The sequence below is a fragment of the Oleiphilus sp. HI0067 genome (assembly GCF_001635735.1).
Genome location: NZ_LWFI01001598.1, coordinates 1 through 14,667, shown reverse-complemented (window position 1 = coordinate 14,667; position 14,667 = coordinate 1). Strand labels below are relative to the sequence as shown.

13 protein-coding genes are annotated in these 14,667 nt (G+C 46.5%); 6 read left to right on the top strand and 7 right to left on the bottom strand.

Going from position 1 to position 14,667, the window contains the following annotated elements:
- Positions 1-115: 115 nt before the first annotated feature.
- From A3739_RS25985 to meaB, 5 genes are all read left to right on the top strand, one after another.
- Positions 116-1,771 (top strand): acyl-CoA carboxylase subunit beta, encoded by a 1,656-nt coding sequence (locus A3739_RS25985; RefSeq protein ID WP_068474858.1) that lies wholly within the window; start codon positions 116-118, stop codon positions 1,769-1,771.
- A gap of 26 nt (positions 1,772-1,797) precedes the next feature.
- Entirely contained in the window at positions 1,798-4,656 is a 2,859-nt protein-coding gene (locus A3739_RS25980) for a biotin/lipoyl-containing protein (RefSeq protein WP_068474861.1), read from the top strand.
- A gap of 70 nt (positions 4,657-4,726) precedes the next feature.
- Positions 4,727-5,128 carry a methylmalonyl-CoA epimerase gene (mce, locus tag A3739_RS25975; RefSeq protein WP_068474885.1) on the top strand — a complete coding sequence of 134 codons (402 nt, stop codon included), beginning with the start codon at positions 4,727-4,729 and terminating at the stop codon, positions 5,126-5,128.
- Between the two features lie 187 nt (positions 5,129-5,315).
- Positions 5,316-7,463: a methylmalonyl-CoA mutase gene (scpA, locus tag A3739_RS25970; RefSeq protein WP_068474888.1), complete on the top strand. Its 2,148-nt coding sequence runs from the start codon at positions 5,316-5,318 to the stop codon at positions 7,461-7,463.
- Between the two features lie 3 nt (positions 7,464-7,466).
- Positions 7,467-8,465 carry a methylmalonyl Co-A mutase-associated GTPase MeaB gene (gene meaB, locus A3739_RS25965; RefSeq protein WP_082868967.1) on the top strand — a complete coding sequence of 333 codons (999 nt, stop codon included), beginning with the start codon at positions 7,467-7,469 and terminating at the stop codon, positions 8,463-8,465.
- A gap of 48 nt (positions 8,466-8,513) precedes the next feature.
- Here the strand turns inward: meaB and A3739_RS25960 are convergent, their stop codons facing one another.
- The 7 genes from A3739_RS25960 to A3739_RS25930 form a co-directional block, all read right to left on the bottom strand.
- Positions 8,514-9,404: a bile acid:sodium symporter family protein gene (locus tag A3739_RS25960; protein ID WP_068474891.1), complete on the bottom strand. Its 891-nt coding sequence runs from the start codon at positions 9,402-9,404 to the stop codon at positions 8,514-8,516.
- A gap of 92 nt (positions 9,405-9,496) precedes the next feature.
- Positions 9,497-10,636: an autotransporter outer membrane beta-barrel domain-containing protein gene (locus tag A3739_RS25955; RefSeq protein WP_068474894.1), complete on the bottom strand. Its 1,140-nt coding sequence runs from the start codon at positions 10,634-10,636 to the stop codon at positions 9,497-9,499.
- Positions 10,633-11,319, bottom strand: a complete 687-nt coding sequence (locus A3739_RS25950) for a hypothetical protein (protein ID WP_068474897.1) — start codon at positions 11,317-11,319, stop codon at positions 10,633-10,635. The genes A3739_RS25955 and A3739_RS25950 overlap by 4 nt, the downstream gene beginning before the upstream one ends.
- A 77-nt stretch (positions 11,320-11,396) precedes the next feature.
- Positions 11,397-11,642, bottom strand: coding sequence for a hypothetical protein (locus A3739_RS25945; RefSeq protein ID WP_068474900.1), 246 nt, complete (start codon positions 11,640-11,642; stop codon positions 11,397-11,399).
- Positions 11,643-11,723: 81 nt separating this feature from the next.
- Positions 11,724-12,266, bottom strand: coding sequence for a hypothetical protein (locus tag A3739_RS25940; protein WP_156502853.1), 543 nt, complete (start codon positions 12,264-12,266; stop codon positions 11,724-11,726).
- A 110-nt stretch (positions 12,267-12,376) separates the two neighbouring features.
- Positions 12,377-13,306: an electron transfer flavoprotein subunit alpha/FixB family protein gene (locus A3739_RS25935; protein WP_068474906.1), complete on the bottom strand. Its 930-nt coding sequence runs from the start codon at positions 13,304-13,306 to the stop codon at positions 12,377-12,379.
- Entirely contained in the window at positions 13,307-14,056 is a 750-nt protein-coding gene (locus A3739_RS25930) for an electron transfer flavoprotein subunit beta/FixA family protein (protein ID WP_068474922.1), read from the bottom strand. It abuts the gene before it with no gap.
- Positions 14,057-14,510: 454 nt separating this feature from the next.
- Here A3739_RS25930 and A3739_RS28480 point away from each other — a divergent pair.
- On the top strand, positions 14,511-14,667 hold a 157-nt coding region (locus A3739_RS28480), incomplete at its 3' end, for an NAD(P)-binding protein (protein WP_156502852.1).

Sequence of the window (14,667 nt, the reverse complement as noted above, 5' to 3'; positions counted from 1 at the left end):
CCATTTTAATCAAAAGACATAGTTTCACTTTCGAGTCACATCAACTTATTATCCACGCCATAAAAATGAACATCGCCCAGTGCGACCAACGCAAACCCAACATAGTTTTCGGCTTATGAATGACACGATACCGTCTATTTCTTTAGACAATCCCTTCGATAAAACAGAAGAATTGAAGTTCAAAACCCCAGGCCAAACCACCTATCAACCTGGCCCCTATGAGGACAGTTTGCGTAAAGGCTGGGAACTCATCAAACGTCCTAAAAAAGCTGCTGGAGTAAAAGCGATCAGCCGCCAGCACGCCAAAGGGCGAATGACAATATGGGAACGTATTTCAGTACTCACTGATGAAGAGCCAACCATACTCTTCCAAAACTGGGGCCCGAACCTGGACGGAGCGTCTTTAGTCACAGCAATCATCAAAATAGATGGTCGCGACGTCGCATTGTATGGCCACGACTTCACAATCCGCGCAGGCTCAATGGATGCTACCAACGGTAAAAAGCTAGCACGCTTAATCGAATTAGCAGGCAAACGAAAAATCCCTTTAGTTGGCCTAAACGATAGCGCCGGCGCTTATGTTCCTGCAGGTGTTGGCGGTCTGGATGGATATGCCGAAGCCTTCACCGCGCTGCGAAAAATCAGCGGTGTGGTACCTAGCATCATGTGCATGTTCGGATTTAATGCCGGCGGCGGCTCATATCTCCCTCGCCAAGGCAGCTTTATGATTCAACCGAAAAACACCTTTTTTGGACTCACGGGCCCAGGTGTTGTGAAAAGCGTATTGGGTGAAGACGTAACACCTGACGAGTTGGGAGGCCCGGGTGTTCACAGCCAAACAGGGGTTACTGACTTTGTCGTTGAAGATGAAGTAGCAGCTCTCAAGAAAGTAAAAGAAATTCTTAAATACATCCCGAGTAACAATAGCGAACTCGCACCGCACCAGCCAACGTCTGATGCGGTGAAGCGTGAGACGTGGGACATCGACATCCTGCTGAAGAAGGCCTTTAACAGCCCAAGCGGTTTTAACACTCCACTTGATGTCAGCATCATTATTCAAGAATTATGCGATCACGGCGACTTCCTTGAGATTCAACCTGATCGAGCGCGCAATACCATTACTGCGCTTGGAAGAATGGACGGCAACGTGATTGGTTTTGTCGCGAACAACAGTGCAGTTGCCTCGGGACAAATAGATATTGCCGCGGCCTATAAAAACGCACGTTTTATTCGCTTCTGTAATCTTTACAACATTCCAGTCATCTTCATGGAAGACACCACAGGCTTCTTACCTGGGCGCGAACAAGAGTCGATGGGTATCGTACAGGCAGGTCGCGCGATGCTAGATGCGATTGTTGATTTGCGCACCCCGCGCTTCTTAGTGATCCTACGCAATGCCTTTGGTGGTGCATATGCCTCTTATAACAACTATCCAACCGGTGCAGATTTCGTTATTGCTCTGCCATCCACGCGCGCAGCTGTGATGGGGCCAGCCGGTGTCGAGTTCGTTTACAAGAAGGAGCTTCGTGCTATCCGCGCAGCCGTAAAATCTGGAGACGAAAGTGCCGAATGGGGTGCAGAGCAAGAAGCCATTCTGGCGAAACGCTACGAAGACGAATTGATGAATCCAAACGAAGCCTTGAGCCTTGGATCGATCTCTCAAATTGTCATGCCCAAAGACCTGAGAAAAGTACTCTGTGAAAACATGAGCTTCCACCTTCGCCACTACAATGCTGAACCTATGCGATCTGTTCAGCGCGAATTTTTCTAATCGGTCTCTGGAATAGGTTTCAACACATGACTAATGCAACGACTACCAACCATTATTTAAATAATGCACTTATCCATGAAGATCGACGTCTAAAAAAATCGTCCTCAAAATGGGTACGCAGCTTTGATTGCCGTAAACTTCGCCCATTGATCATTTGCCGTGGCCCGATCAGAAAAGAAGCCATGGATGTATTTACAGAAATGGGCATTGATGTCTTCGGTATTTTATTGTCCGAGAAAGACAGCGTCGTATATCAGAATGCCCTCGCTCCTGAGTTACGTCAGTTGGAAGATTCTTCTCGCGTTCACCGAGTACCCGACTATACCGGTGCCGATAAAGCTGAGCGCGAAGCACGTATTCAGCAAATCATTCAAATAGCGCACGAAAACGACTACAACGCGATCTTTGCCGGTTATGGTTTTATGGCCGAAGACGAAACTATGGTCGCCGCGATGGAGAGCGCAGGCCTCACGTTCATTGGCCCATGTTCGCGTACCGTACACGATGCGGGCTTGAAGGACGAAGCGAAGCGCACTGCACTCAAAGTTGGGGTTAGCGTGACGCCGGGTATTGATAACGCAACAGCCATTACCCTATTGAAAAAACATCCTGACGAAGCTGCGCTATTGGCACTCTGCGAACAAGAAGCGCTAAATGTAGACGTTGCTGTGCTCAAGCAAACTGAGTCGATGGAAGACAAAGCTGACCTAGTACTTGCAGCAGGCTACAAAAAAGGCATCGACCTATATACCGTTGAAGAACTTCAGCAAACCATCGCCGAACAAGTCGTTGAGATCGGTAAAAAGTTTCCAGAAAACCGCATACGCTTAAAAGCCATTGGCGGCGGTGGAGGTAAAGGTCAGCGCATACTACCAAGCCCTTCTTCATTTAAAGGCAGCCAAGAAAAACGCCTACAGGCGGTTTCAGAAAGTGCCCCAGGACTGGTACTTGAAATACTGAACGAAGTAAAAGCCACTGGCGTTGGCGATAACAAAAACGTGCTTATTGAGCTCAATATCGAAACGACTCGCCACCAAGAAATCCAAGTAATTGGTAACGGCGAATGGACGCTAGCCTTAGGCGGCCGCGATTGCTCTTTACAGATGCATGAGCAAAAGCTTCTCGAAGTTTCTGTAACCACCGAAGACTTACAGAATGCATTAGCGCAGGCCGTAAAAGATGGTCGCGATTCTGAAGTGAAAGTACTCAGCCAAGACATACTGACGCTCGAAGCAATGGAACAAGAAGCCGAACGTTTTGGCGAAGCAGTTGGGCTTGATAACGTATCAACCTTCGAATGTATTGTTGATCGAGACAAGCACTTTTTCATGGAGATGAACACGCGTATTCAGGTAGAACATCGCGTCACAGAACTCTGCTATAGCTTGCGTTTCACCAACCCTGATAACGAGGAAGAAAGCTTCATCGTGAAGTCTCTCGTCGAAGCGATGGTGCTTTTAGCAACGCATGGCAAACGCCTTCCAAAACCAGAACGTGTTCCACGTTTCAATGCATCAGTCGAAGCACGTTTGAACGCTACCAATGACGCACTAGCACCACATGCTGGGGGCATCATCAAATATTGGTCGGACCCTCTCGAAGGAGAAATTCGTGACGACCAAGGTATTAGTCGGCACAACCCTGATACCAATGTTTTCATGAGCTACCACTTAGCTGGCGCATATGACTCTAATGTTGCGTTGCTACTAACGGTTGGCGATGCACGTCTTGATAGCTATCAGAAAATGGCTGAAACCTTACGCGTAACGAAACTCGAGGGCAAAGATCTATCTACGAACCTTGAGTTCCATTACGGCTTAGTGAATTGGTTTATTGGCAACAATATCAATGCGCGCCCCACTACCCGTTTTATTGTTCCCTACCTCACCGCTGTAGGCCAATTGAAACAGGTTGCCAACGACCTCGACGTTGATCAGGCCTACCAAGCGATCATCAAAAAAGTTCTGAACGAGCAACCAGAGCAGGCAAAAGACATTCAAGCCACCGCTGAACGCAAAGCACTGCTTCTTACACGCGCAGTGAAACAACTGTTTAGCAACCCTCACGTTCTTTCGGGATGGCTAAGCATCCATAAAGACAGCTTTACACAAAGCGCAAAAGGCAAACTGTCTTGGCAAAGAAACCCTATTCACGTCTTAGACGAAACTTACCACTATCTGAATATGGACTTCACGCCAGAAAACCCTGCTGCACGTATGATCTGGGATCATGACAACGAAGTTCTGCAAGCCGCTACCGACTTCTACAAACAAGTTGAAGACATCATCGGTACAAATGATTTTGTCGAGCTTGATAAAGCACTCAAGGCCGCAAGAGCTCCAAAAGGTCTTGGTAAAGAGCAGTGGTCAGCAATTAAAGCGGCGCACGCCGGTTATCAGCTCGGCAACGACGTCATGCTATTGCTCGCGCATGTCGCATACAGCACTGAGTTCTATAATTTGAGTGTGAATGACGACCTAAGTATCCATATTCCAGATACGCTTTCTGATCCCGATCTTCAGGATGCAATGGCGAAGGTTCTTGTTCCTCCTCCAAAAGCGAAGAGTGATGAGATCCTTGCTCCTTCAGGCGGGATGTTCTATGCCTGTGAAGCACCGGGGTTACCAGCGTTTATTGAAGAGGGCCAGCACTTCGAAGCAGGACAACCGCTATTCATTGTTGAGGTCATGAAAATGTTCAACAAAGTGAACGCTCCTTTTGCTGGCATTATTGAAAAATGCCTCATCGAACGCGATGGAGAAATCATCAAGAAAGGGCAACCAATCTTCAAGATCGTGCCAGATGAAAAAATCGAAACACTCACTGATGAGCAGATCAAACAGATCAAAGCCCAAGCGTGTTCCGTATTCTTGGATAGAATTTAAAACACTAAATAACTGTTCAACTGGGGTCAGCGCTAATGCGCTCTGACCCCATTATCAAACGAGAGAGAACATGATTACTGGTTTAGATCACATAGCTATTGCAGTACCTGATTTACAGAAAGCAATTCAACGCTTTGCTGAAGACTTTGGCTTGGATTTCAAAGGCCAAGAAGATGTTGAGTCCGCCCTGACTAGCACGGCATTTTTCCCTTTAGACAAAACAAGCATTGAGCTTGTGCACCCACTGAATGGACAAGGACCGATCCAGAAGTATATCGACAAAAAAGGCGGGGGCATGCATCACCTATGCTTTCGAAGCGATGACATCGACTCTGACATCGAACGCCTCAAAGCAAAGGGTTATGAGTTCTTGTCAGATGCGCCATCACTGGGTGCACACAACTGCCGAGTTATCTTCATTCACCCTAAAAGCTGCGATGGCGTTTTGGTTGAATTGAATCAGCCGATGTAGTTTTAATAAATTGGGGTCAGCATAAAAGTACTCTGACCCCAGTTGTGAAAATTTTATCGACGCATTAAGCCCGTCGATTGCGAAGCAATCCGGGTCGCCTTTGGGGTGTCGAGGTCTTTGGCGACACAAAGACCCCGACTCGTCATCAGACGAAAACCAAAGTTAGTTTAAGCACTAGAGTTAAATTATGACTGAAAAGAAAACGCTCAAACTCGACGAGTGGGAAGCCCTCGCTACCAAACAAATGAAAGGCATGACTCCAGAAGAAATGACTTGGATGTCACCTGAAGGCGTTCCCGTAAAAGTACTCTATACGGCCGACGACACGAAGGGTCTTGAGCATATCGACTCGTTACCTGGCATGGCGCCCTACATGCGAGGCCCTATGGCCACAATGTATGCCGGTCGTCCTTGGACCATTCGTCAATACGCAGGCTTCTCGACTGCTGAAGAATCTAACGCTTTCTATCGTAAAAACTTAGCCGCTGGCGCACAAGGTGTGTCGGTTGCGTTTGATCTAGCTACGCATCGAGGTTATGACTCTGACCATCCTCGCGTTACGGGCGATGTAGGCAAGGCAGGCGTCGCCATCGACTCAGTCGAAGACATGAAAATCCTCTTCGATGGCATTCCCTTAGATAAAGTTTCTGTCTCGATGACCATGAATGGCGCGGTGCTTCCGGTGCTCGCTAACTATATCGTTGCTGCGGAAGAACAAGGCGTTTCTCAAGAACAGCTTGCTGGCACCATTCAGAACGACATTCTGAAAGAATTCATGGTTCGTAATACCTATATTTACCCGCCAAGCCCTTCAATGAAAATTATTGGCGATATCATTGGGTATACGTCTGAGAACATGCCACGCTTTAACAGCATCTCTATCTCTGGCTACCACATTCAAGAAGCTGGTGCGGACGCTGCTTTAGAACTTGCATACACGTTAAGCGATGGTCGTGAGTATGTTCGCACTGCGATTAACGCAGGCCTTGATGTTGACAAGTTTGCGCCACGCTTATCTTTCTTCTGGGGCATTAGCATGAACCTCTACATGGAGATAGCTAAGCTACGAGCAGGTCGTTTATTGTGGCATCGCATCATGCAAGAGTTTTCGCCAAGCAATCCAAAATCATCGATGCTACGCACACACTCTCAAACATCTGGTTGGTCGCTCACCGAACAAGACCCGTATAACAATGTGATTCGCACAACTATCGAAGCGATGGCTGCAGTATTTGGCGGCACACAATCTCTTCATACCAATGCGCTTGATGAAGCGGTCGCACTTCCGACAGAATTCTCTGCTCGCATTGCCCGCAACACCCAGATCATCATTCAAGAAGAGACAGGCATTACTCAAGTAGCTGACCCTTGGGGTGGTTCTTACATGATGGAGTCGCTCACACAACAAATTGCGGATAAAGCATGGGCTCTGATCGAAGAAATTGAAGAAAGCGGTGGTATGGCTAAAGCGATTGAGCAAGGCCTACCTAAAATGCGCATAGAAGAAAGCGCAGCTAAAAAGCAAGCACGCATCGACCGTGGCGAAGATGTCATTGTAGGCGTTAATAAATATCAACTTGCGGAAGAAGAAGAGCTAGATATTTTAGAGGTCGACAACCTTGCAGTGCGCGAATCACAAATCAAAGGCCTTGAGAAAATCAAAGCAGAGCGTGACAATGACGCCGTCAAAGCTGCACTTAATGCCCTCACATCTGCAGCAAAAACCGGTGACGGAAACCTACTTGCTTTAAGCGTCGCAGCTGCTCGTTTACGAGCCACTGTTGGTGAAATTTCTGACGCATTAGAAGAAATATATGGTCGTTACCAAGCTCAAGCTCGAACCATCAGCGGCGTATATGGCGCAGCGTATGATGAAGACAAGGACTGGAATTTGATTAAAGACGATATCGCAACGTTTGAAGCGCAACATGGTCGTCGACCTCGTATGCTCGTTTGTAAGATGGGCCAAGATGGACATGACCGCGGCGCCAAGGTGATCGCAACTGCATTTGCTGATGTTGGCTTCGACATAGATTTAAGCCCCATGTTCTCGACACCTGAAGAAGTCGCAAAACAAGCCATCGAAAACGACGTGCACGTAATCGGCGTAAGCTCGCAAGCGGCAGGCCACAAAACACTCGTTCCAGGGCTAATTCAAGCATTAAAAGAGCAAGGCGCTGAAGACATCAAAGTCGTCGCTGGCGGCGTGATTCCGAAGCAAGACTACCAAGTATTGTATGACGCAGGAGTGGTTGGTATTTTTGGGCCAGGGACGCCGATTCCACAGTCTGCACGCGAAGTTCTTGACGCTATTAATCAGGCTAATGCAGGTTAATTCATGACTGCTCTTGCGCCGATAAAGAAATTATTAGACGGACTCGTTCAGAATACCTCTGATCCAGTTCGTCGGCGCAGCCTCGCAAAATCTATTACCCTAATTGAAAGCACCAAAGCCACGCATCAAGAACAAGCACAAGCACTGTTAAACCAAGCCTTACCTTACTCGGGGAAAGCTAAGAGAATAGGCATTAGCGGCACACCCGGTGTTGGAAAGTCGACCTTTATTGAAGCTTTCGGACTTTATTTAATTGAACAAGGTCTGCGTGTTGCAGTGCTTGCTGTCGATCCGAGCTCACCTATTCGTGGTGGTAGCATTCTTGGTGATAAAACCCGCATGGAAGAGCTCTCACGCGCGGATAACGCCTTTATTCGACCAAGCCCCTCAGCGGGAGCTTTAGGCGGCGTTGCTCAAAAAACACGAGAAAGCATGATCTTGTGTGAAGCCGCAGGCTTTGATGTCATTCTCGTTGAAACCGTTGGCGTTGGCCAATCTGAGTATGAAGTCGCATCGATGGTCGATTTCTTTATGGTGCTCATGCAGCCAAATTCAGGCGACGAATTACAAGGCATCAAACGTGGCATTATGGAACTAGCGGACGCTTTGATCATTAACAAAGCAGATGGCGATAGTCTGCATCAAGCTGAGCGCACAAAACAACATTGCCAGAATGCCTTACATCTGATGCGAAGTTCTGAAGAATGGGAGCCTCAAGCCCTGACTTGCTCATCGATTGAGAACAGAGGGATTACAGAAATATGGGCTTTGCTGACAGACTACTTTTCTTCTAATCAGGCTATCCTCGAAACAAAGCGTCAGCAGCAAAACGAAAAATGGTTGGACAGGCTCATCACAGAGCAGCTTCGACACGCTTTTGAGACCCATCAAGCCGTTCAAGAATCGCTCCCTCAACTGCAGGAACAAGTAATTTCAGGGAAACTCACTGCTTACGACGCAGCAAAAACCTTGATAGCACGCTTCAACGAACCACAATCATAAATTGAGCCAAAGCCTTACTGGCAGGCGTGGCGCAATCTACCTTGATCATTAAGCTGCGGTGTTATTACCGAGTTGATCTCCGTGAATTTTGTTTACCAGTAAGCCAAATAAAGCTGCTGTGACAAACATAATGACGCTATAAATAGCAGCTGGCGCGGCCATCACCCCGTTATTCAAAAGCATTGGAGACAAGGCAATGGCTATCGCCAAAGTACCATTGTGAACACCAATCTCCATACCAATCGCAATGCTCTGACGGAGCTCCAGCTTCAACAAGCGAGGCACGCCGTAACCAACGCCCAAACTAATCAGATTAAACGCTAGTGCTGCTGCACCAACAATCGCAAAGTACTGAGTAAACTGCTCCCAACTTTCCATCACGGCAACCACAACAACCAAGGCTAAGAATAGTGCCGACATAATCTTAACTGGCTTTTCCATGACCTCAGCAAAGCCTTTTCTAAAGCGCCGAATCGTCATCCCAATGCCGATCGGAATCAACACAATCGCAAAAACCTGAAGTACCTTAGAGAATTGTAAGCCGACACTACCTTGCTCGCTCATGAAGTAAAACAAACTCAAATTCACAATGATTGGCAGCGTAACAATGCATAGAACAGAGTTAATGGCGGTGAGCGTCACATTCAAAGCCACATCGCCATGCGCAAGATGACTAAATAAATTAGCACTGGTCCCCCCTGGGGATGCCGCGAGCAACATTAGCCCAACCGCCAATTCTGGAGGAAGAGCAAATGCGATGACCAAACCAAAGCATGCGATTGGCAAAATAATAGCCTGACAAAATAAGCCTATTAGCACCGGCTTTGGCATTTTAAAGATGCGGGTAAAGTCAGAAATCGTTAAGGACAAACCCAGCCCAAGCATAATAATGCCGAGACTAGCAGGAAGGAAAATCGTAAGGATTGGTGTTGAATTCATGGAAAGCTCGTCTGTTGTTATTGTTAAGCCATCACACAAGATGGCTTGTTTAACAGAACGATGTCAACTCGAATTCAGTTTTCAATCATCAATTAAAATTGATAGCTGTAGTTCAAACCAAAACCGTGCTCATCACCATTATCAAATTTGCTATAGCTTACCCCTCCTCCCAAGGCATGCTGCTCTGCAAAGTGATAACGAAGGGCCAAACCGCCAATCCAAGTATTCGCGCCGCGATTCTGACCAGTATAAGTGCCGGTAGCGCCTGAGGTGACAGTAACAGAGTGATCGCCACTTTTATCGGCACTCAAATCACGGTCATAACGCAATATTGCATTAGCGCTCAAACCCTCGTGATCATCAAGGTACTTTTCAAATGCCAGACCCAAACCCATTAATGAAGACTCGGCATCGCTTTTGTCTACGCTCATCGCCAAGGCAGCACCGCCGGTCTCAGAATAGGCGTTTTGACTTGCTCTCACGTGACTAATCGAAGCAAAAGGCGCGATATTCACAAGTTCAGAGTTATAAATAGGTTTGGCAACCTGCAAGGCGACATAGACAAAATCCGAATCAAAGGTCGCCTCAGCTTTCGGTGCAGTTGTTAGACTACGAACCGAGTCCGTCTCATTCATGCCATAGCCGATAACACCATCGAGCTCGATCTGATTCTCAAACCGACCACTCCAGTAAGCCTCAAAGTGATAGCCCGAAGTATAAAAACTAATGCTCTGAGCGTCATGCTCATCCATGGTTTGATCGACCACACTAAAGTAGACACCAGCATAACTATCACGCGTTGAGAGCAGGTTCGCTCCAAGCGTCATCTGAGTCAGATCGTACTCAAAACCTGCTTCGTTTGTGCTTGCATCAATACTGCCATCGACACGAGATACGTCAGCCCAAACATTCTGATTAGACGCACTATCGCCACCTAAGAAGTTAGGTGCAAAGCTTTCCTGTCCTTCCGACAAACCAAATTCAACATTGCGCATAAACACGCTGTTAATAATCATCTCAGCCTGCTCAAGTCCAACCGTTAAATGCGAGGCAACAGGCTCGGCATGAGAATCATTGGTTAACTGTGCAAGCTGTGCATTTGTTACTGTATTCAGCTGGCTATTCACTGCGGTATTGGTTGGCGCTTGATTCACTAAACTTTGCGCTGCGACTTGCTGATTACGCGTAGTCAGAGAGGAGTGCGTCGTGATGTTATTAAGATCTTTAGTCAAAGTAACAGTATAAGTATCTGTTGCACCACTTGCTTTACTCCGGAAACTTGAATTGCCGCCGGCATTGTTGCAGTTAAACTTGCGGTATAAGTAGACGAGTCCTGGCCCGCATCGGCTTCAACAACCACATAGCTATTTCCATCCAAGTCATCAGCTGTATAAGCACTAGATTTTGGCGCAATCACGACATCGTGCGTGCCTATAACAGCGCCCCCATTGAATTCGATCTTGTCGTTGTCGTTACTAACATCACCAACTTCCAAATTGAATTGCAATGACGGATCACCAAAGACTGACACCAAGCTGTTATCTAAAGCAGAACCATTCAGGTTAAACCGAATCGTACCGATATCTCCGGAGCCAACACCTGGTGAAAACTTAGGGTTATTACGAAATAAGAAAGTAGAAGAACTCTGGGTGTTAAAATCAATATGACCATTGATAAGCGCGTCATCAATGACCGAATACGAGTTCGCACCAAAACCAATAGCCGTATTAGCCGCATCTCCTGCTTCACCAATCGTCACTTCAAGGCCGGGAAGTGCACCAAAAGAATTTAAACCGGTGAAACCCGCTGCATCATCCGCGGTAATTGTTGCATTGCCTTTAAATGACATACCCTTAAGTGGCGTTGCGCCTATCGCAGCACTGTGCAAGGAATTGCTACCCTGCTCAAAGCTCAACTGTGCTTCGGCGACATTTACTCCGTTTTCTATTTCGAATCTAGAACCATTACTTAAGGTAAAATCTGGAGTATTGGTCAGGGTTGAGCCAGATTCGATCCAGACGCCAGCACAGTATCGACATCTAAAGGCGCATTATCGAGAATGAAATCGGCTTCGTTCAAGTCGATCTGAAACTTCACATCAGTGCGATTTTGACTAGACTGCACGATCCCGCTAGTACCCGCATCAAGACGCTGAATATGCAAGGTACTACCTTTAGCAGCATTGATGGTAAAGGACTCTTCTCTACCGAAAGCATTCAGCGTCGTATTCCAATCCAATAAGGTTAAATAGCTGTTTTCTGCGAGATTAATTTCATCACCTTGAAGTGCCCAACCTGCCGTACTGGCCTGAGTAAAACCTTAAATAAGGCTAGTGCCGCGAATATCAAAAATCAGCTTATTGTTTGCATCCGCGTAAAAACTTGGCTCAGCAGAAGTCCAGTCAAAGATCAGATCACTGTTATCTAGAATTACATTATAACTGCCGCTCGGGGACTGGAAGTTGAATGTGACATCATCACGAAGTACTAAACGAGAATTTGTAATCGATAGTTTCTCGGCGCTCAATTTTCTGGCGGGGCCGGAGTTAGTGATAGTGAGAGCATGCTTTTGACCTCCCACACTTTGAATAATTACATTTCTAAAGTAAGTTCCTGCCGGCGTACCAACCGTTTCACCAACGGGTGGCGGTCGGCTTCCTGTATTCCACTGAATACTTCGATCTGACAAGAGCGCAAAATCACTCGACAAGGTATAAGTCGTCGTATCAATACCAACAGTGCCTTGGCCATACGTACCCCAAACACTAGTCAACAATCCTGATGTCGAGCTATACGCCGTGCCTTCAATAGCTAAGGCCGATTGCCCAACAGATAATAAAAAAACACCTATTCCTCTCTTCAAAACGACTCTCTGAACATATGTAAGGTCTGGGTTAGAAAGTAGTCGTTTTTTTAAAGGCACAAAAAAACCGGCGCTCTTTCAAGGGCCGGTTTTTTGAGATCAGCTATCTATTAAAGGGCAGCTTCCAATTCTGGAACCGCATCAAATAGATCAGCAACAAGACCGTAGTCAGCAACCTGGAAGATAGGCGCTTCTTCGTCTTTGTTGATCGCAACAATTACTTTAGAACCAGACATACCAGCCAAGTGTTGGATCGCACCTGAAATACCTACAGCGATGTATAGGTTAGGGGCAACGATCTTACCTGTTTGACCAACCTGCATGTCGTTAGGTACGAAGCCAGCGTCAACAGCTGCACGCGATGCACCCATTGCTGCGCCAAGCTTGTCAGCAACTTTCTCAAGCATTGCGAAGTTGTCGCCATTCTGCATACCACGACCACCAGAGATTACGATCTCTGCAGCAGTAAGTTCTGGACGATCAGACTCAGCCATTTCTTGACCTACGAAAGTAGAAATGCCAGCGTCTTGTACGTTGTCAATCGCTTCAACAGCAGCTGAACCACCTTCAGCAGCAACTGGATCGAACGCAGTACCACGAACAGTGATTACTTTGATCGCATCGCTAGATTGAACTGTCGCAATCGCGTTACCCGCATAGATTGGACGAACGAACGTATCAGCTGACTCAACTTTGATGATGTCAGAGATTTGCGCAACGTCTAGAAGTGCAGCAACACGTGGAAGGAAGTCCTTACCAGTTGTGCCCGCAGAAGTAAGAACGTGCGAGTAACCTTTACCAAGGTCAGCAACCAATAGAGAAAGGTTTTCAGCCAACTGATGGCCGTAAGCTGCGTTATCAGCTACCAATACTTTAGCAACGCCAGCCGCTTTTGACGCAGCTTCTGCTGCTGCACCACAACCTTCGCCCGCAACCAATACGTCGATGTCACCACCGATTGCTGTTGCTGCAGCAAGAACGTTAAGAGTAACTGGCTTCAAGCTACCATTATCATGATCTGCAATAACTAAAATGCTCATTTAGATCACCTTCGCTTCGTTTTTAAGTTTGTCTACAAGCTCTGCAACGTCTGCAACTTTAATACCCGCAGAACGTTTAGCTGGCTCTTCTACTTTCAATGTAGTTAGGCTAGCGCTCAACTCAACACCGTAATCTGCTGGAGATTTAGTATCGAGAGGCTTCTTCTTAGCCTTCATGATGTTAGGAAGAGATGCGTAACGTGGCTCGTTCAAACGCAAGTCAGTAGTCACTACTGCAGGAAGATTAAGACCAACAGTCATCAAACCGCCGTCAACTTCACGCGTAACGTTAACCTTATCACCTTCAACAACAACTTCTGATGCGAATGTACCCTGACCCATGCCTGCAAGTGCTGCTAGCATCTGACCAGTTTGGTTGTTGTCTGAATCGATAGACTGCTTACCAAGAATAACTAACTGAGGTTGTTCTTCGTCAACAATCGCTTTCAAGATTTTAGCAGCTTGAAGAGATTGAACTTGTTCGTCAGTTTCAACCAAGATACCGCGGTCTGCACCTAATGCTAGTGCTGTACGGATTTGCTCTTGAGCAACTTTAGGACCGATAGAAACCACAACGATTTCGCTCGCGATTCCTTTCTCTTTAAGACGAACAGCTTCTTCAACTGCGATTTCACAAAATGGGTTCATTGCCATTTTGATATTAGTAAGATCGACATCTGAATTGTCGGCCTTAACACGTACTTTGACGTTGTAGTCAATAACTCGTTTGACAGCGACAAGAACCTTCATAGATTCCTCATTCTTAACAATTGATGAATTGATGGTGCGAATGCCCTTAATCAAGCACACACACAAGATACTGCGAAAAAGCTATTTTTCATAAGTTAATCAATAACTTATGTAGCTCCAAGCTTCATGCCCCGAATTCGCGGAGCGCATAATACTGCCGATTAATTAAAAAAGCGTCAATACTTGGGCAAAAATTAAGCTAGATGACCGGCATTTGTTTCACTAATAAAGCTTCAGTATCTACACCCTATTACGTAGCAACTTCCAATCAGGACTTGTAACGACATTAAATTTGCATAAAATTCAAACGATCGTTTGAAATAACCCAGAATACTAATGCACTCGTATACCTTTATATGTATAATCGCGCGCAATATCGTGGTGCGAGAAAGTCTATATCGGTAAAGACTCACCAACGACAACTTTAATTACCTTGAAAAACAGGAGACCGAACATGGAAAGAGAATCGATGGAGTTTGACGTTCTCATCGTGGGTGGTGGTCCTGCTGGCCTTTCAGCAGCATGCCGTATCCGTCAACTAGCACAAGAAACAGGCCAAGAACTTACTGTCTGCGTTGTTGAAAAAGGCTCAGAAATCGGCGCACACACAC

Coding starts and splice junctions, on each gene's coding strand:
- A3739_RS25980 (WP_068474861.1), top strand. CDS start 1,798: ATGACTAATGCAACGACTACCAACCATTATTTAAATAATGCACTTATC.
- A3739_RS25960 (WP_068474891.1), bottom strand. CDS start 9,404: ATGAATTCAACACCAATCCTTACGATTTTCCTTCCTGCTAGTCTCGGC.
- meaB (WP_082868967.1), top strand. CDS start 7,467: ATGACTGCTCTTGCGCCGATAAAGAAATTATTAGACGGACTCGTTCAG.
- A3739_RS25985 (WP_068474858.1), top strand. CDS start 116: ATGAATGACACGATACCGTCTATTTCTTTAGACAATCCCTTCGATAAA.
- scpA (WP_068474888.1), top strand. CDS start 5,316: ATGACTGAAAAGAAAACGCTCAAACTCGACGAGTGGGAAGCCCTCGCT.
- A3739_RS25930 (WP_068474922.1), bottom strand. CDS start 14,056: ATGAAGGTTCTTGTCGCTGTCAAACGAGTTATTGACTACAACGTCAAA.
- mce (WP_068474885.1), top strand. CDS start 4,727: ATGATTACTGGTTTAGATCACATAGCTATTGCAGTACCTGATTTACAG.
- A3739_RS25935 (WP_068474906.1), bottom strand. CDS start 13,306: ATGAGCATTTTAGTTATTGCAGATCATGATAATGGTAGCTTGAAGCCA.